Below are 16605 nucleotides of genomic sequence, written 5' to 3'. Positions count from 1 at the left end.
CTCTTCCTACCTCACTGCGCAAACACAACAAGGAAGAAAACAATGATAAAGACCCTGCCATTTTCGGCACTGGCAATGTTGGTTGCAGGAAGTTTTCAGCTAAACGCAGCTGAGTTACCTGCAGATATCGAATGGACTTCGAACAACAACGAACCGCTTTTTGCTTCAGAAGAAGCGGTCCGTGGTGGTACTTACCGCACCTCTATCCGTAGTTTCCCTCAAACGCTTCGCAGTGTTGGCCCTGATGCGAATTCAGGTCTTCGTCAGTACCTAATGGATGGCACGCCGAAACTGGCGCAACGCCATCCAGATACAGGCAAATGGATTCCACAGCTTGCGAAAGCATGGGCATTCGGTGAAGACAACAAAACCGTTTACTTCCAATTAGATGAAACAGCGAAATGGTCGGATGGTGAAAAGATCACGGCAGACGATTACGTGTTCATGATGAAGTACTACACCTCAGAAGACATCATTGATCCGTGGTACAACGACTTCTTTAAAACGAGCATCTTAAGTGTCGAGAAAATTGATGATTACACCATCAAAGTAAATCTTGCTGTGGAACAGAGCCAAGATGCGTTGATGGTTCTGATCAATATGCCAAGTAACGGCTTCCAACCTCGTCCAGAGCACTTCTTCGAGGGTGAAAAAGACGCGAACAACGATGGTATGCCAGACAACTTCGTACGTAAGTTCAACTTTAAATCTGAGCCTACCGCTGCGCCTTACTATATTGATAAAGTGAAGAAAGGTAAGAGCGTGACATTCAAACACGTTGGTGAAGATTGGTGGGGCTACAACAACCGTTATTACAAAAACCGTTACAACGTAGACAAAGTTCGTATCACAGTCATTCGTGATGAAGACATCGCAATGAAGCACTTTGAGAAGGGTAATTTAGATTACTTCGAGATGGTACTACCAAACTTCTGGCACGATAAAACAGACAGTGAAGTGTACAAGAAAGGCTATGTGCAAAAATACTGGGGCTTTAACCAAGCACCTCAAGGTGCGGGTGGCCTCTGGATGAATACCGCGATGCCAATGTTGGATAGTCTAGAAGTGCGTAAAGGTATCATGGCGGCGACTGATTACGACGGTATGATCGAAAACATTATGCGTGGTGACTACTCTCGTAAACCGCATGGCCTTGGTTTTGGTCATGGTGATTACGATGATCCAAACAACAAGCCGCCGAAGTTTGATCCTGCAGAAGCGATTAAGCACTTCGAAAAAGCAGGCTTTGACAAGGTTGGCTCTGATGGTATCCGTGTAAACGACAAAGGCGAGCGTCTAAGTTTTGCAATTACCTATGGTTACAACTCACACACACCACGTATCGCTTATCTAAAAGAGCAAGCGAAACTCGCCGGTTTGGAGTTTACTCTGAATCTAGTTGATGGCTCTTCGGCGTTCAAATACATTCTCGAGAAGAAGCACCAGTTAGCGTTCTTGAACATGGGTTCTGGTGAGATCCCTGCGTACTGGGAGTACTTCCATTCAGATAACGCGAACAAGCCACAGACAAACGCACACACCAACTACAGTAGCCCAGAGTTAGATAAACTGATTGAAGCGTATGACAATGAGTTTGAACAGCAAAAACGTTACGATTTGTCGCGTCAGATTCAAAAATACGTGGGTGATGCGAACGTGATCGTTCCTGGCTACATGGTACCTTACACGCGTGATGCGCACTGGCGTTGGGTTAAGATCCCGAAAAACGGTATGACAAAAAATACTGAACGAATTCTTCACCCAATGGACATTGCGAACTTCTGGATTGATAAATCTGTGAAGAAAGAAACTGAGAAAGCAATGAAGGCGGGCAAATCGTTCCCTGAAGTGACGGTTATCGACGACCGTTATAAGCTTTCAGCGAATTAGTTGTTTAGTAGGTAGACAGTAAAAAGCCCCGATGCTTGATTGCATCGGGGCTTTTTTAGTTCTCAAAACATTAACTTACAAGGTAAGAAGCTTCCAGCAAGTAAGTTTTAACGTCACCAAGTGAAGCAAATGCTGTATCGATGGTCTTAAAACGTTCATCAATAGAGCTACTTGAAACGATTTGGCTAAATGTATTTAGTGAGAAGGTCTCATTTGCTTTAAAAAACTGGTGCACGTTTTCCAATTGAACTTTGTGGATGTGTTCAACCTTGTTTAAAGCGGCGGTGAGATCGGAAATATTAATCGACATTGCTAATTTAACGCCTTTCTATCGACCAACAGGTCATAGGATTGGGGATTTATAATTTTGGCTAAGGGTATCTCATGCAATGTGTCTCAAATATGATTGAGATCAGGGAGGGAGCATTTATTGTACATATCTGGTCGGTAGGCGGTGGAAATTGGTGTTTATTTTCCGCAGTGACCATGAGACTGACGACATAACTCTTCTAGCCATTTGAGATGGTATTTTCTCAACCTTTTTGGGGCAAAGTATTTGGTAAGCCAAGTCATGCCACCACGTTGCGTGCTTTCGGTGACAATACTGCAACCGGTTTTGGTTGGTTCCAACACCCACGCGTGGTACATATCAACGCCGCCTTTTTTCCCTTTCCAAGCCAAGCGCTGATGCTGTGTGTATTCGACAACCGTACAATGGAAGTCTAGCCAAGAGGCTTTCCAACGAAACATGGTGTTTTTGCACAATGTGCTGTCACCACTTAGGATCTGCACCATGGTTTTTCCGTCTCGCCACGCAGGCCATTCATGAGCTCGAACTAGGTGCTGCCAAACAACCTCGGGCGGTTCGGGGATTTCGATTTGGCTACGCACATGAATGTGGGAATGTTTGGGATGATAATAATCCGGCCAGATAACTTCCGATTTGTTCATCTAAGCAACACCTTATGACACTCGTTCTTATTAGCTTAGGAGAATCCGGTACGAAGTGCCGAAACACTTCGCCCTAAAGTGATTAAAAGTACAAACCAAGACCGATTAAGAAGCCGTGCGAAGCGGTATCGTATTCAAAAGTTCCTTCGTTTACGTAATCAACCCAAGTGGATTTATAAGCGAGGTTAACGTCCGACCAATCATTAATGTGGTAACGCAAACCAAATTGGGTCGCATAGGTAAAGTTTGTGTCTTTGCCTAAACCGGCATCCAAGCTGGCATGAAAGCGCCAATCTTTGGTTAGGTCATTGATCCATCTAACACCCATTAGAAAATCAACCCAGTCTTCTTTGATGTTGAGCCTATCCACCAGAATGCGGTTATCGTTGCGGTAAACCTTGCCCTTGATGTCGTTATCCCACCAACGTAAGCCAAACATGTAATCGATCATGCCGAAGGAGTAGGTTTCACGCTGAAATGCTTTTGCTTCGAGAACGCCTTGGCGGATCTCCAAATCAGCACGATAACTGACATTTGGGAGAATACCTGACAGGTTATTTACGTCACCACTGAGGTCCATAAAACTGTAATCGATGTAGTAACCCCATTTGTTTTGATATACCCCTTCAAGTCTTGCCATAGCACCAATGTCGAGATGATCCATGATGAACTTTGGATCGACATCGAGACTGGAAGAGAAGTTACCCATGGTGGTATCACCATTGATATTTAGGGCGAGCATGTAGATCTCGACACTGTGTTGCCAGTTACTTGGTGGGGATTGCGTATCTTCTGCTATTGCGTTTGGCGCCACTGCAAGCGAGGAAATAAGGGCGATAGAAGGGAAGGTCATCTTAGCCATATCAACGTCCGTGTTTGTAATCGTTATTAAATGAATTGCACAAAATTAGCGTAGAGCATGGATTGCAGTAATTCAAAATCTCAGGTTTATGGATAAGTTTCTTTTCAATTCAGCGTGATACCGATTCTCTATGATCGAGCTAAGATCTTTTTTGTAAATAACTCTAGACCGACCGGTTTGTATTGTGTATTCTTTAACCATCGAAGAGCGTGGTAACGCGTTCAAAATTCAACGTCGATGGAATGACATTTGACGGAGAATCCCAGATGAAAATCGAAAACGTCCTGCTATCCGGTTTGTGTATTTTGGCGCCTTTATTGATGTTTGCTTAAGGACACACAGGCTTCATCAAGCCTCTTTCAAAAACGCATTAGTTATGCAACTTGTTTAATTTGTTAATTTAACTACGCTGTATGTGAAACAGCGAATCAGGAGATGTCATGAAAATTCAAAGTATTTTTCTTCTCTTAGCTGCGGCAGGTCTTACCCCAATTGCACTTTCTTATGGTTTTTCACCAGTTGACTCGCTCTCATTTTTATTTGGGGTTGATGCATCTTCGGTGAACGTTAGCCACATTTTCCGAGCGGTCATGGGATTGTATTTAGCGCTCGCTATGTTTTGGGTAATGGGGGCGATGAGCACCAAATATCGTCTATCTGCACTGTATAGCTTGGTCATTTTTATGTGGGGCTTAGCGATGGGAAGGCTCTTGAGTTTGCTAGTAGACGGAATGCCGCATTGGTTGTTAGTCGTGTATCTATTTTTGGAGTTCGGCTTTGGCTTAGTGGGGCTGAAGATGATCAGAAAAGAAGAGCAAACAGCATAAGGAAAATTTATGAAAGGGATACTTCGTCGTATAGCGCTAGGATTGGCTTCATTGATGTCCTTCGCTGCAACTGCAGCGCAGGACCAACCCAATATCTTCGTGATATTTACTGATGATATTGGTGTCTCTAACGTCAGCGCTTATCACCGTGGGTTGATGAGTAGCCAGACGCCAAACATTGATAGCATCGCTGAAAAAGGCATGTTACTTACCGATTATTACGCCCAGCCATCTTGTACTGCTGGGCGTTCTGCTTTTTTAACTGGACAATTACCGGTAAGAACAGGCATGCACACTGTCGGCCTACCTGGTGGTCCTGTTGGGCTTAACCAAAATACTCCAACTCTACCTGAGTTACTTAAAGAGCTTGGCTACGTCACAGGGCAATTTGGTAAAAACCATTTAGGTGACCGCGATGAGTTTCTTCCTACCATGCATGGTTTTGACGAGTATTGGGGTTGGCTTTACCACCTAAACGCTATGGAATACACCGAAGATCCTGATTGGCCAAAGGATGAAGCTTTCCAGAAGTTTGCACCCCGTAATGTGATTCATGCGAAAGCCGATGGAAAAGGCGGCCAGTCGATTAAAGATGATGGCGCTCTCACCATTGAGCGAATGCGTACTCTTGATGATGAGGTCAACAGGCATGCGATCGATTTTATTGAGCGTGCGGTGAAGGCCGAAAAACCGTTCTTTACTTGGTACTGCCCATCACGAGGCCATGTATGGACGCATCTCTCTCCGAAATATGAAGCGATGCTTGGTACTAACGGTTGGGGATTGCAAGAGGTCGTAATGAAAGACCTCGATGACCACGTTGGAGAAATGCTTGCGAAGCTTGAAGAGCTCGGCGTTGCTGACAACACCATAGTGATCTTCACCGCCGATAATGGGCCTGAGATCATGACATGGCCAGACGGTGGTATGACGCCTTTCCACGGTGAGAAAGGCACAACATGGGAGGGTGGGGTTAGAGCACCTTTCTTGATCAGTTGGCCTGAAAAAATCCCAGCAAATAAAGTCAGCAATGGTATGTTTGATGGTATGGATCTACTGCCGACGTTGGTTGAAGCAGCTGGTGGTCCTGCTGATTTAAAACAGCAAATGCTGAAAGGTTACAAAGGCCACAAAGCACACCTTGATGGCTACAACCAAATGGAGATGCTAACCAATAACGGCAAATCTAATCGCAATGAAATCTTTTACTACGAGCGCGATAAACTGCAAGCCGTTCGTGTGGGGGATTGGAAAGCGCATTTTGTGGTACAAAACCACGGTTGGAGTGGCCCCAAAGAAGAGTTGAATGCGCCACTGTTATTCAACCTACGCCAAGATCCTTATGAACGAGCGGAAGAAGAGTCCGGTATGTACTTAAAATGGATGGGGCAGAAAATGTGGGCCTTTGGTCCAGCCCAAGCCGCTGTTCAGCAGCATTTGGAAACCTTCAAGAAGTGGCCTCCAGTGACGCCAGAAACACCTGCAGAAACCGTCGGTGGAGTCGGAAATTAGCATTAGCCATCTAATCAACATAAAGCCAGCGAAATGCTGGCTTTGTTGTCTTTGCCTTGATGGGGGCGACGTATGTGCTGCGCTGTGTTTTGCCGAGTATGTGAGAGGTTCAGCTTACTCGTTTAGGAGCTTGACGGTGGTTTGCATCGCATCATCTAAAATTGCGCGATCCTTTTGCATTGCCGCAAGCAAGGTATAACCCAACCACAAGCTAAACAGTGTTTTTGCTGTTTGTTCCGGTGCAGACAAACTAAGCGTGCCTTCTTGGTTGCTGCGCTCAAAGAAAGCCGTCATTTTTTCAATCATTTTCTTAGTGCCCGCAGCCATTTCACTTTGCATTTCGGTGTCGTGACCAGAAACTTCACCAGCGAGCTTGACGACTAAGCATTGAATACGAAAGTCTTCGGTCAACTTAACGACGCACCAATCATCAAAGTAGGCTTGTACGCGTTCGCTTGGCGCTTTGGATTCGTCACTCAAAAAACGTTCGAGACGCTCAAGGTGCGTTTCAAAGTAGTCGTGCAGCAAAATCGCACCAAAGTGTTCTTTTGATTTGAAGTAGTGATAAAACGACCCTTTAGTACCTTCTGCTTCGTTAATGATCTTCATTAAACCCACACCAGCAAAGCCGTGTTCATTGATCAAATGCAATCCGGCATCGAGCAACGCTTGTCGCATGTCTTTCATTCTTTATCACTCACTAAAAGGGCAGGGTTACAGTGTATCGAGAAAACAAGGGGAGAAAAAGTCGCCCACTCAGAGAACTGAATGGGCGAGGAGTGTTATAGCTGCGCTGCGATTTGATCTGTCAGGTTGTTCAAGCCTACCGATAGTGCATCGACAAGCGCATCGTAGCCTTCATCTTGTAAAGGCATGCTGATTTTGACTGGTGCACTGGTCTTCACTTTGCCGTTAGCATCAACAAGGAGCCATTCACCTTCGATTTCAGCGTTGCCTTCATAACTGCCATTGAACTTACTTAACGACAATTGAAGCTTGCTCTCATCACTCTGGTCGAGCAGGTTATTTACTTCTACCGGCCAGTATTGGCTTTGCTTGCTACGCAGTTCGTCGATTACACGTGTCGTGATTTGCTCAGAGATACTGTGCGCCCACTGATTATGCTTCGCTTGGATGATCTGAGTCTCTGAAGCGCGATACACAATACCACTGTCGGCAAGGTAACTTGCCAATTCAACTGGGCGAACCACAAGTTGTGGGCGTTGTGCGATCATAGTATCGCTTACTTTTGCTGAGCTTGCTTCCGGTAAGACATACAAAGCGCCTGTGTCTTCAGGAGCACTACTACAACCTGCCAATAGGGCAGAAATCAATAAAAGTCCGCGTTTCATTATTTTTGCCCTCTTGCTGGAATTGGATCGCTCACTTCATCTTCACCAAACACCAATGAGTTTGGTTTTTCATTCAATTGTTTTAACACTGGTTTGAACTCAGTCATTACTTTTTCAAGCTCTTTCAGTGTTGATTCCATTTCGCTGTACATGGTGGAGTTTGGACCATAGCCATCCAACGTTTTTTGCAATTGTTCCAAACTCTTACGAATATCCGATGGAATCGCTTTAGTGTCTTCTTGGTTTAGGAGACGATCCACGCTGTTCGCAACACGCTCTGCCGAAGCCAGTGTTTTTTCTGAGTTCTTCAGTGTCTTATTCAGTGAGTTCAACGTATCTTCCATTGGTAAGCTGTTTAGCTTGGATAGGAAGTCATTCACTTGGCGCTGAACCTGAGCAAAGCCACCTTGTTTGGTCGGGAATACATCGAAATCTTCGAACTTGCTTGGTACGTATGGGTCTTCATCTGGGTAGAAGTCTGTGTCGATGTACAGCGCACCGGTCAACAAGTTGCCGGTTTTCAGCGTACCGCGAAGCCCTTTGGCAAACTCTTCTTTGAGCTTCTCTTTGAATCTTGGTAGTTCGCTAGACGGTAGGTTTTCATAAACGCGACCGAGCTCAATACGCACAAGTACTGGGATTTTTTTCGCCGAGAAATCTTCTTCCGGTGTTGGCATACGCATTGGCACTTTCATAACTGTACCGATACGAAGGCCGCGATATTCCACAGGTGCTTTGCGTTTTAGACCACGTACCGATTCTTCAAACATCATGACGAATTGAATGTAGTCGTCGTACATACCTTCGCGTACTTGCTTCACATCATCGAAAAGGCGGAAGTGCAACATATCTTCTTTGACTTCATCACCAGCGCCTTGACCTGGAAGTGTGTCAAAAGTGACACCGCCTGTAATGAGGCTTTCTAATGAGCCAAACTTCACTTCAAAGCCTTCTGCATTAAGCTGTAAATCGACGCCAGAGCTTAACCAGAAATGGGTTTTGGTGCGTACTAAGCTGTCGTATGGTTTGAAAATGAACAACTGGTACAGTGCACGACGAGTTTCAACATCAAAGCTGGTTGTTTCCACTCGACCTACGGTAAAGCCTTTGTAGATAACGGGATCGCCAACACCAAGTTTTCCGGCTTCACGGTGAGTTAAAACGATACGCAGGCCTTCTGCATCAGGGGAGGCTACTGGCGGCACATCGAGTACGTCGAAATGATCTTTTTCTATCTCAGAATTGCCCGGTTGCAGTTGAATATAAGCACCTGATAACAAGGTCTCTAAGCCAGAGACACCTTCACGACCGATGCGAGGTTTTACCACCCAGAACATTGAGTCTTCACGCAGCATACGCTTCGCGTCTTTGTTCATTTGCGCCGTGGCAATGATGTGGTCATAGTCTTCGCTAAGTTTAACGTCCGTAATCACGCCCACCTTTACGTTCAGAGCTTTGATTTCGGTTTTGCCGACTTCAATGCCTTCCGCTGTAGGAAGTTTTAACGTGATTTCTGGTCCAGTGCTGTTGATGTATTGGAACAGCATCCACGCTCCCATCGCTAGCGCAAGGATCGGGATGATCCAAATCGCAGAGACCTGCTTTTGAGGTTTTATTTGAGCGGTTGCGTTGTTCTCATCACTCATATTTGGCTTTCTCAGTTAAGTTATTGTTCATTGGCTCCTGCGCTTCGTTTTGTGGTAATTGCCACAACAAACGCGAGTCAAAAATCATTGCAGAGAGCATGGTTAGTATGACCACTGCAGCAAATGAGAGTGCAGCTGGACCAGGGTAAATCGCCATTAGGTTTTGCAACTGTACGAGCGCAACCAAAATCGCGACAACAAAAATATCAATCATTGACCAACGACCGATAAATTCTGTAATTCGATAGACCTTTAAACGGGAAATGCTTTCTTCCGGTGGTAAGTACTGTGCTTTTTGAGCGTTGTAGTAAAGCCACGCTAATGCCAGCATTTTTGCCATAGGGATGAACACACTAGCAAAGAAGATAACCGCTGCAATAGGGTAAGAACCCAGTTGCCACAGGAGAACCACACCTTCCATGATGGTGGAACCTTCGGAATGACCAAGGCTAACGGTATACATCATTGGATATAAATTGGCAGGAATGTAGAAAATGACCGCTGCAAACAGCAAAGCCCAAGCTTTCTGCATGTTATCTTTTGGGTTGTATCTGTGCACTGGGCTATCACAACGAAGGCATTTTTGGTGTTTTTTATCTTCAATTGGATTGAGTTGATGACACGTGTGGCAACCGATGTGGTTTTCGTTATGGTGTGTGTCACCTTCTTTCACATTTGGTAATTCAATCGCAGGAATGAAGTGTCCCCATAGCCAACTCTTGTCGACCATCGAAATGCACTTCACGACCAGCACGGTGTACACACAGAATGCCCAGAATGAGCTGCCCATACCGATTTCTGCCAGCGAGGCAATCTTAATCAAGCTCACCAAAACGCCAATCAAAAATACATCAACCATCAGCCAAGGCTCGACTCGGAATAAGAGTCGACACAGCGTTTTTGCCATGCGGATTTGTTTTTTACCCAACGGATGTTTGAGTGATTTTAAGGCTTCAAGGTGAAGAAAGAGGATCAAACCAACATAGATAGCGGGTAACACGACCACAGTCGCGAGCAGTAACGCACCGAGTAGCGCGTTATGAAATTCCGCCAACATCTTCGCCGCGTGCATCAAAGTGATCTCTTGAGAAAGACCTTGAACACTGAATGACATGAATGGGAAGGAGACACTTAAAACCAAGGTGATCAGGCAAGCCACCGACACAGCGATAACGCTTTGATACGGCTTGGCGTTGACTTTGGTTAGCGAATGCTCACAGCGAGGGCATTGGGCTTTTTGACCTTGTTCAATATCGGGGATACGAACGACCAAGCCGCACTCCTCACAGGAGATCAGTTGACGTGAATTTGGTTGAGTGCTCATTCAGTTATTATTTCGTACTTTTAATAACTAAGAATAACTCTTTTTCTTCTTAGGCGCTTGTTTTTGCGGGGATGTTTTACAAGCTTCTAACCTGTTTAGATGGAAAAACCAGTCTCGGAGACTGGTTTGAGCTTTATTTGATACTGCCAACGGAAGAGCGTCTGACCAGAATTGGCATGAACAATTTGTGTTCCGTACGTTCTGTTTCTTCGTTATTGACCAACTGAAGTGAGAGCTTCACAGCCTCGTTTGCCATGACTTGAATTGGGTAACGAATGGTCGTTAGGCGAGGGTAAATGTAGCGCGCGATATGACCATCATCGAATCCAATCACTGACATGTCTTCAGGAATACGGATGCCATTTTCCTGTAGCAAGGTCATGCAGCCCGCAGCCATGTAGTCGTTGTAGGTAGCAACAGCAGTGATGGGGGTGTTCTTCGCCATCAGGTTCACCATAGCTTGTTCACCGCCGGTTTCATCTGGCTCGCCGTACTCGATGTATTCTTCACGAATCTTTATGCCGTTATCTCGCAGAGCATCAAGGTAACCGTCGCGGCGATCTCTTGCATCTTCTATGTCATGGCCTGAGCAGATGTAGCCGATGTGTTCGTGTCCATTGCGAATCAAATGCTCAGTGGCAATGTAAGAGCCTTTGCGGTTATCCAAAGCAATACAGCGTGAAGCGATGTCTGGCACGATACGGTTGATCAGCACCATGCCCGGAATTTCATTGGCAAGCGTGGTTAGCTCGGCATCCGTCATGCCTTTGCTGTGTACGACCAAAGATTCACAGCGGCTGTTGATCAGCAAGTTGATTGCGTTGCGCTCTTTCACGGCATCATGATAACCGCTGCCGATCAGAAGCTGTTTCTCTTGCTCACTGGCAATGGTGTCGATGGCTTTGACCATGGTGCCAAAAAAGGGCGCAGAAACGTCGTTCACCAATACCCCAATCGCGTTGGACGATTTACTGACCAATGCGCGCGCATTGGCGTTCGGCCGATAGCCTAGTTTCTTCATTGCTTCTTTGACGGCGACAATCGCGGATTCACTGGTGTGTGGGGCGTCATTGATGACGCGAGATGCGGTTGCAATGGATACGCCTGCTTCTTTTGCGACGTCTTTGATGGTAGCCATAGGGAACTCAGGATCTGAAATTTGCTTCATTTAACAATGCGCAGCGGATGAACTCAAACACCCAATTGAGAATAGTGGCGGTGTATCAAGGTTTTAAAACAAAAAAGCGTGCTCAGGTGAACACGCTTTTAGTTGAATCGAAGCTCTTGCTTAATCTACCGTAGTTGGCTGGAAGGCTTCGCTGCCTAAAACATGACCATTCACTTCTTTGCCGTAGTACCCTTGGTGATTGTGGTACTTCGCCGCGTTTGCTTGCAAATCACCTTTGTAGCGAGGGTCTTGTGGTCGTTCGTAGCTGTTAATATAAGCCGCGACATCCCATGCATCTTGTTTACTCAATTGAACGCTTTTGCCCAAAGGCATGTTCTCGTAGATGAAGTAAGCCGCAGTGTTGATGCGGTGCATACCAGCCCCCCAGTTGTAAGCGTATTCGCCCCACAAAGGTGGAATGTAAGAGCGGCCGTTTTCATCGTGAATACCTTGACCACTTTCTCCATGACAGGCCGCACAGTTGTCGACGTATACTTGCGCGCCACGCTCTGGTGAAGGCTCAAGCTCAGGATTATCTATTTTTGGGTAGCCACGGCCTGCTAGGTTGCCACGTTTCTCCGCAGGTAAGGCGTTAGCGATTTTTTCCGGCAACGGAAAGTCTTCTGCTTTACCGCCCGTTAATAATTGTTCAGTGCTGATGGCAGGAACTGGCTCATCTTGCATACCGTATTGATCCAACAAGCCTCCCATTGCTAACCAGTAGGCATAAGCGCTGAGCGCCTCTAATTCCTTTGAGTCTTTTGCTGGTGGCTTACCGTTCATCGAATAGGTGAAACAGCCTTGAATGCGGTCGGCGTAACTGTTTACTTTGTCGTTCTTTTTGCGATAAGCAGGGTAGGCCATATAAGCTGCCCACAGAGGTGCGGCGTTAGCTTTACGTCCGGCTTCCATGTGGCAATTTACACAGTTTTGCTCGTTACCCACATAACGCCCACGCATTTGCTGTGAGTTCACAAACAGTGAGTAGCCGTATCTTACTTTCTGACCAAATTCGTCGTTTTCGATGGTGCTTAAATCGCGAGGTTTAAGGTACTGTGTGTCAGCGTGCTTTTGTACCGCTGGCAATTCGGTTTGGCGATCTGGCAGTTCATGGTTTGCTGCATCACTGGCGTGTGCAAGGGTAGAGATGCTTGCAAGCAGTAGGGAATAAATCAGTTTCATTTCGACTCCTCATAACGCAAAGAAGCGAAGTAGTAAGACAAGTTTTCGATTTCTTTATCGGTGAGCTTTTTCGCAATGCTGCCCATCATATTGAGCGGATCACCGCTGCGTGTGCCGTTCTTCCAAGCATGAAGTTGGTTTTGTAAGTAATCGGCTTGTTGGCTCGCAAGGCGCGGGAATTTGTCTACGCCCATACCACTTGCGCCGTGGCAAGTTGAACAAGCGGGAATGTTTCTATCCCAGTCTCCTTGATAAACCAGTTTGCGATAAGGATTGCTGATATCGGCTTGATCACCGCGCTGCTCAAGGTCGGTAAATTCCCAAGTCGGCAATTGAGCAAAATATTGCAGAACTTCTGCACGAAGTGTCGGGTCGCTAAGCTCATCGGCCATGCCTTTCATGATGACATTGTGGCGCTTGTCGTTCGAGAACAGCTCGAGCTGACTTTCCATATAGTCGGCATTAAGTCCGGCAAGCATAGGTGCGATACCTGCTTGACCTTTACCGTCGACACCATGGCATCCGGTACAGATCTCACCGTGTTCGGGGAGTGGGGCAGAATAGGCTGCGAAAGAGGCGGCACTCAGGCAAAGCACAGCCAAAGATAAGTTACGAAACATGCTGACTCACATTTGATTATTATTTGAGCGCATTATTGTGAGTATTGTTATTAGTTGTGGCTATTGTGGAAATCCACATAAATCCTGTGGAGAGGCATGGCGGCTTACTGCAGAAATAAAAAAGGCTTCCACCCTATAAGGGAAGAAGCCTAACGAACAAATGATGGCTGAATCGCTACGCTTTGCGAATCTTCGCAGGCAGAGATTGACGAGCTGCAGCACCAACCACCCAATCCAGCATCACACCTTTACCTTCACGAGTAGGGTCAATTAAACCTATGTCGTTGATGTTGACGCCATCATGGCCGCTGGTCTTGACTGGTTGTTGTTTATCACCAATCCAGTGCGCACGCTGACCTAACTCTGTGTGGCCAAAACCATGTTCAAAACCGAGCGTTCCTTGGCGAATACCAGACATGACCATTGCAAGCGCTGTGGTGCTGGCTCCTGGAGTTTCAATCACGAAATGATCGCCAGTTTGAATGCCAGCCGCTGCGGCATCCGTTGGATGGATATAAACAGGGTTAACGCCTTTAATCGAGTTCAAGCGTGGTGACAAATTGGATACCGCGCTGTGAATGTTCGATTTAAAGTTGGTTAGGCTGAATGGCCACTCGGCTTTCGGATACTGAGTCTCAAGTGGCGTGCCATCTGCGAGTTTTTGTGGATGCCAAGTCGGACAGCCACTGTAGAACTCGCCTGTCATAGTGTTTCTTGCGCTGCCAACACGCTCGTTCCAAATCGCGACAGGACGTGACCACTTATATTTCATTTGCTCACCTTTGTAGGCTTCTGTGGCGTTTTCAAAACGACCACCGCGAGCAAAAATGTACGCCACGCGCTTCATCTCATCTGGTGTTAGTGCTTTTTGCATGCTTGGCAATAGGCGCTCAAGACCAGACCAAGCAATGTCTTCTGCACTCACTTCCGGAACGCCACCTTTCACGTAGGCAAGGTTGGCTGCTGAGCGAAGATAGAAGTCTTCAGCAGAGTGAATACCGTGTAAACGACCTTGCGTGTCTTTGATTGCGTTGTCACCAAAGCCGCCTAGCTGCATCTTTTTGGCGATATCAATCAGGAAGTTCTCTAGACAAATACTGCGACCATCGGCGGTTTTTTCTGTGCGAGCTTCCACGATTGGCCAGCGAGCCGTCACTGCTTTTACTGGAACATCATGCCAAGGTGATGCCATGCCCCAGCTTTCGTAAGTGACAGTATCTGGCACAATGTAGTCCGATAGTGCAGTGGTCTCGTTGATGAAGGCATCGACAGAAACAATCAAACCAAGCTGCTTTGGATCTTTTAGCTTGTCTTCAAGCAGCGTTTTTAAACCCGGCACACCATAGATTGGGTTCGCCATGTGGTTGATCCACGCTTTTACTCGATATGGATAACCATCGATCGCAGCCGATAGATGCTCGGTAAGCAAAGGCGCTGCAAACGGATACCAAGGTGCACGAGTAGGGTAAGGGGATTCGCCTGCCTCCACGCGACGTTTGTATTCGCTGGTTTTCTGGTAAGGGAATTTGCTGCGTGAAAGGAACACGCCTTTTGGTCCCACCTTGCCTTCAAATTGAGTGAAGTCGTAGCGAGGGCCTGCCGCAGATGTCGGATAACCGCCTGCTTTCGCCATTGCGCCGCCTTTCATATTGATATTACCAATCAGAGCATTGAGCATCATGATGGTGAAGGCGTTGTAGAAGCCGTTGGTGTGCATGTTGCCGCCGTGAGTATCAACCACCGCTTTAGTACCATGACTGGTAAAGCGTTTTGCTAGCGCGATGATTTGATCCACTGGGATCTCACATTGCTCGCTGTAGAAGTCCAGATCGTATTTAAACGCTTCTTCTTTCAAACGTTGCAATGATGACTTAACGCGAACGACACCAGATGCCAGCTCTACATCTTGGTCGACAAACAACGATGCTTCACCTGCCTGCTTGTGTACGCTCAACTCACCGCTTTGCGCATCGACAATCACGTATGGATCTGTCTCTGATAGTGCTTCCCCTTCAAATGGCATGCCCATTTCCGATGCACGTAAGAAGTGCCCGTGACGTGGGTGAGATTCGTCGCTGATCACAAGGTGAGTGGCATTACACCAATGTGCCGTGCCCGCTCTTTGCATCGCCGTTGCTCCTGGTTGAGCAAGGAAGGTTTTGTTGTAGCGTTCGTTGGCGATGATCCACTGAATCATGCCAAGAACCAAGGCTGAATCGGTGCCCGGTTTAATTGGCATCCAATGGTTGTTGTCACCCGCAGCAAGGCTTGATGAACCTGCTGGCAAGCTCGGCGTGATAATGGTGTATTCCATTTTGCCTTCGGTGCGCGCTTTGGCTAGCTGACGGGCTTGACGTTTGAACGGGTTGCCCGCTTGTGCTGGTGACATGCCAATAAAAATAACGTATTCGGCATTATCGAAGTCTGGCTTTAAGTGGGCGTTCTTATCCAGATCGTTCATGAACGCGCCGCTGCCTGCACGGAAAGCGTAGCCACAGTAAGAACCATGATGGCCAAAGTTACGCGTACCAAAACTATTAAAAGCAAAACGCTTGAAGATGTCGTCACGGCCTTCGTTACCGGCGTTAGTCATCAACAGCTGGTTGGCTTTCGGGCCGTATTCAGGGTTTTGCGGATCAACGGGCGCCGTGAGGTCACGAATGTCTTTCAAACCTTCAACATGACCTTCGCCAAACAGATCACCACCGTTGACGACTTCGTCCACCAACTGCTCGTAGCTGATCGGTTCCCATTTACCTTCACCACGTTTGCCCACACGCTTCAGTGGTTGGGTTATACGATAAGGGCTATTTCGAATTTCCATCATGCCGTTACCGCGAGCACACGCTGTGGAGCGGCCTTCTAAACCGTTTTCCCCCGCCAAGCTCAAGTAAGCGTCTTTTACAGGCGTCTCAAATGGAACGTGTTGCTGATGTGATAACGGATGGTAAGGGTTGCCCGAAATGCGCAGGATCTCGTCGTTACGATTGTCGATACGAACGCGCAAACCACATAGGCTCCAACAACCAAAACACATTGATGGCGCAACACGCTGATTTGGATTCGGGATTAAGTTGCCCTTGTCGTTCACCTTATATTCGGGCTCCAGTGAGTTGCCGTGGTGAATATCACGGGTTTTCTCACCCGCAGTGCCGTGAATAGCACCTTCTACCATGTGTTTTGTGGTGGTTGCGTAGCCCGCAGCAAAGGCTCCAAGCCCGCCCACTGCAAGGCCAGATTTCAAAAACTGACGGCGTTTGTTATCCATAAT

At 46.8% G+C, this 16605-nt stretch carries 14 protein-coding genes; 3 read left to right on the top strand and 11 right to left on the bottom strand.

The genetic code is table 11. The features are described from left to right. Positions 1-42: 42 nt before the first annotated feature. Complete coding sequence (locus VCHENC03_RS07560) at positions 43-1890, top strand: extracellular solute-binding protein (protein WP_009707007.1); 1848 nt, start codon at positions 43-45, stop codon at positions 1888-1890. A gap of 70 nt (positions 1891-1960) precedes the next feature. Here the strand turns inward: VCHENC03_RS07560 and VCHENC03_RS07565 are convergent, their stop codons facing one another. From VCHENC03_RS07565 to VCHENC03_RS07570, 3 genes are all read right to left on the bottom strand, one after another. Then, positions 1961-2200 carry a hypothetical protein gene (locus tag VCHENC03_RS07565; RefSeq protein WP_005438959.1) on the bottom strand — a complete coding sequence of 80 codons (240 nt, stop codon included), beginning with the start codon at positions 2198-2200 and terminating at the stop codon, positions 1961-1963. A 158-nt stretch (positions 2201-2358) separates the two neighbouring features. Continuing rightward, positions 2359-2841 (bottom strand): SRPBCC domain-containing protein, encoded by a 483-nt coding sequence (locus VCHENC03_RS0126095; protein ID WP_005438955.1) that lies wholly within the window; start codon positions 2839-2841, stop codon positions 2359-2361. A gap of 82 nt (positions 2842-2923) precedes the next feature. Beyond that, positions 2924-3703 carry a hypothetical protein gene (locus tag VCHENC03_RS07570; protein ID WP_009707005.1) on the bottom strand — a complete coding sequence of 260 codons (780 nt, stop codon included), beginning with the start codon at positions 3701-3703 and terminating at the stop codon, positions 2924-2926. Positions 3704-4143: 440 nt separating this feature from the next. Here VCHENC03_RS07570 and VCHENC03_RS07575 point away from each other — a divergent pair, with 440 nt between their 5' ends. Then, a complete protein-coding gene (locus VCHENC03_RS07575; protein WP_009707003.1) occupies positions 4144-4530 on the top strand; it encodes a DUF4345 domain-containing protein in 387 nt (128 codons plus the stop codon). 9 nt (positions 4531-4539) lie between these two features. Continuing rightward, positions 4540-6042, top strand: a complete 1503-nt coding sequence (locus VCHENC03_RS07580; protein ID WP_009707002.1) for an arylsulfatase — start codon at positions 4540-4542, stop codon at positions 6040-6042. A 114-nt stretch (positions 6043-6156) separates the two neighbouring features. On the opposite strand, the gene VCHENC03_RS07585 is transcribed toward VCHENC03_RS07580, so the two are convergent. From VCHENC03_RS07585 to VCHENC03_RS07620, 8 genes are all read right to left on the bottom strand, one after another. Next, a complete protein-coding gene (locus tag VCHENC03_RS07585; RefSeq protein ID WP_009707001.1) occupies positions 6157-6729 on the bottom strand; it encodes a TetR/AcrR family transcriptional regulator in 573 nt (190 codons plus the stop codon). Positions 6730-6824: 95 nt separating this feature from the next. After that, positions 6825-7394, bottom strand: a complete 570-nt coding sequence (locus VCHENC03_RS07590; protein ID WP_009707000.1) for a PqiC family protein — start codon at positions 7392-7394, stop codon at positions 6825-6827. Then, positions 7394-9040, bottom strand: coding sequence for an intermembrane transport protein PqiB (gene pqiB, locus VCHENC03_RS07595; RefSeq protein WP_009706999.1), 1647 nt, complete (start codon positions 9038-9040; stop codon positions 7394-7396). Before pqiB ends, VCHENC03_RS07590 begins: the two co-directional genes overlap by 1 nt. Then, positions 9033-10364, bottom strand: a complete 1332-nt coding sequence (locus VCHENC03_RS07600) for a paraquat-inducible protein A (protein WP_005438939.1) — start codon at positions 10362-10364, stop codon at positions 9033-9035. Before VCHENC03_RS07600 ends, pqiB begins: the two co-directional genes overlap by 8 nt. A gap of 133 nt (positions 10365-10497) precedes the next feature. Beyond that, positions 10498-11502 (bottom strand): substrate-binding domain-containing protein, encoded by a 1005-nt coding sequence (locus tag VCHENC03_RS07605; protein ID WP_009706997.1) that lies wholly within the window; start codon positions 11500-11502, stop codon positions 10498-10500. A 150-nt stretch (positions 11503-11652) separates the two neighbouring features. Continuing rightward, on the bottom strand, positions 11653-12714 hold the full coding sequence (locus VCHENC03_RS07610; RefSeq protein ID WP_009706995.1) for a c-type cytochrome: 1062 nt from the start codon (positions 12712-12714) through the stop codon (positions 11653-11655). Next, positions 12711-13334: a c-type cytochrome gene (locus tag VCHENC03_RS07615; protein WP_009706994.1), complete on the bottom strand. Its 624-nt coding sequence runs from the start codon at positions 13332-13334 to the stop codon at positions 12711-12713. The genes VCHENC03_RS07610 and VCHENC03_RS07615 overlap by 4 nt, the downstream gene beginning before the upstream one ends. Before the next feature lie 175 nt (positions 13335-13509). After that, positions 13510-16602, bottom strand: a complete 3093-nt coding sequence (locus VCHENC03_RS07620; RefSeq protein ID WP_009706993.1) for a tetrathionate reductase subunit A — start codon at positions 16600-16602, stop codon at positions 13510-13512. Positions 16603-16605: the final 3 nt, after the last annotated feature.

Source organism: Vibrio sp. HENC-03 (assembly GCF_000305755.2).
Lineage (GTDB): Bacteria > Pseudomonadota > Gammaproteobacteria > Enterobacterales > Vibrionaceae > Vibrio > Vibrio owensii.
Note: the sequence above shows the minus strand (reverse complement) of the source record. Positions and strands in the feature narration are given on the sequence as shown.

What these genes read in the sequence shown, in the direction of transcription:
- VCHENC03_RS07565 (WP_005438959.1), bottom strand. Translation starts at nt 2,200, where the DNA reads ATGTCGATTAATATTTCCGATCTCACCGCCGCTTTAAACAAGGTTGAA.
- VCHENC03_RS07570 (WP_009707005.1), bottom strand. Translation starts at nt 3,703, where the DNA reads ATGGCTAAGATGACCTTCCCTTCTATCGCCCTTATTTCCTCGCTTGCA.
- VCHENC03_RS07615 (WP_009706994.1), bottom strand. Translation starts at nt 13,334, where the DNA reads ATGTTTCGTAACTTATCTTTGGCTGTGCTTTGCCTGAGTGCCGCCTCT.
- VCHENC03_RS0126095 (WP_005438955.1), bottom strand. Translation starts at nt 2,841, where the DNA reads ATGAACAAATCGGAAGTTATCTGGCCGGATTATTATCATCCCAAACAT.
- VCHENC03_RS07610 (WP_009706995.1), bottom strand. Translation starts at nt 12,714, where the DNA reads ATGAAACTGATTTATTCCCTACTGCTTGCAAGCATCTCTACCCTTGCA.
- VCHENC03_RS07560 (WP_009707007.1), top strand. Translation starts at nt 43, where the DNA reads ATGATAAAGACCCTGCCATTTTCGGCACTGGCAATGTTGGTTGCAGGA.
- VCHENC03_RS07605 (WP_009706997.1), bottom strand. Translation starts at nt 11,502, where the DNA reads ATGGCTACCATCAAAGACGTCGCAAAAGAAGCAGGCGTATCCATTGCA.
- VCHENC03_RS07590 (WP_009707000.1), bottom strand. Translation starts at nt 7,394, where the DNA reads ATGAAACGCGGACTTTTATTGATTTCTGCCCTATTGGCAGGTTGTAGT.
- VCHENC03_RS07580 (WP_009707002.1), top strand. Translation starts at nt 4,540, where the DNA reads ATGAAAGGGATACTTCGTCGTATAGCGCTAGGATTGGCTTCATTGATG.
- VCHENC03_RS07620 (WP_009706993.1), bottom strand. Translation starts at nt 16,602, where the DNA reads ATGGATAACAAACGCCGTCAGTTTTTGAAATCTGGCCTTGCAGTGGGC.
- VCHENC03_RS07575 (WP_009707003.1), top strand. Translation starts at nt 4,144, where the DNA reads ATGAAAATTCAAAGTATTTTTCTTCTCTTAGCTGCGGCAGGTCTTACC.
- VCHENC03_RS07585 (WP_009707001.1), bottom strand. Translation starts at nt 6,729, where the DNA reads ATGAAAGACATGCGACAAGCGTTGCTCGATGCCGGATTGCATTTGATC.
- pqiB (WP_009706999.1), bottom strand. Translation starts at nt 9,040, where the DNA reads ATGAGTGATGAGAACAACGCAACCGCTCAAATAAAACCTCAAAAGCAG.
- VCHENC03_RS07600 (WP_005438939.1), bottom strand. Translation starts at nt 10,364, where the DNA reads ATGAGCACTCAACCAAATTCACGTCAACTGATCTCCTGTGAGGAGTGC.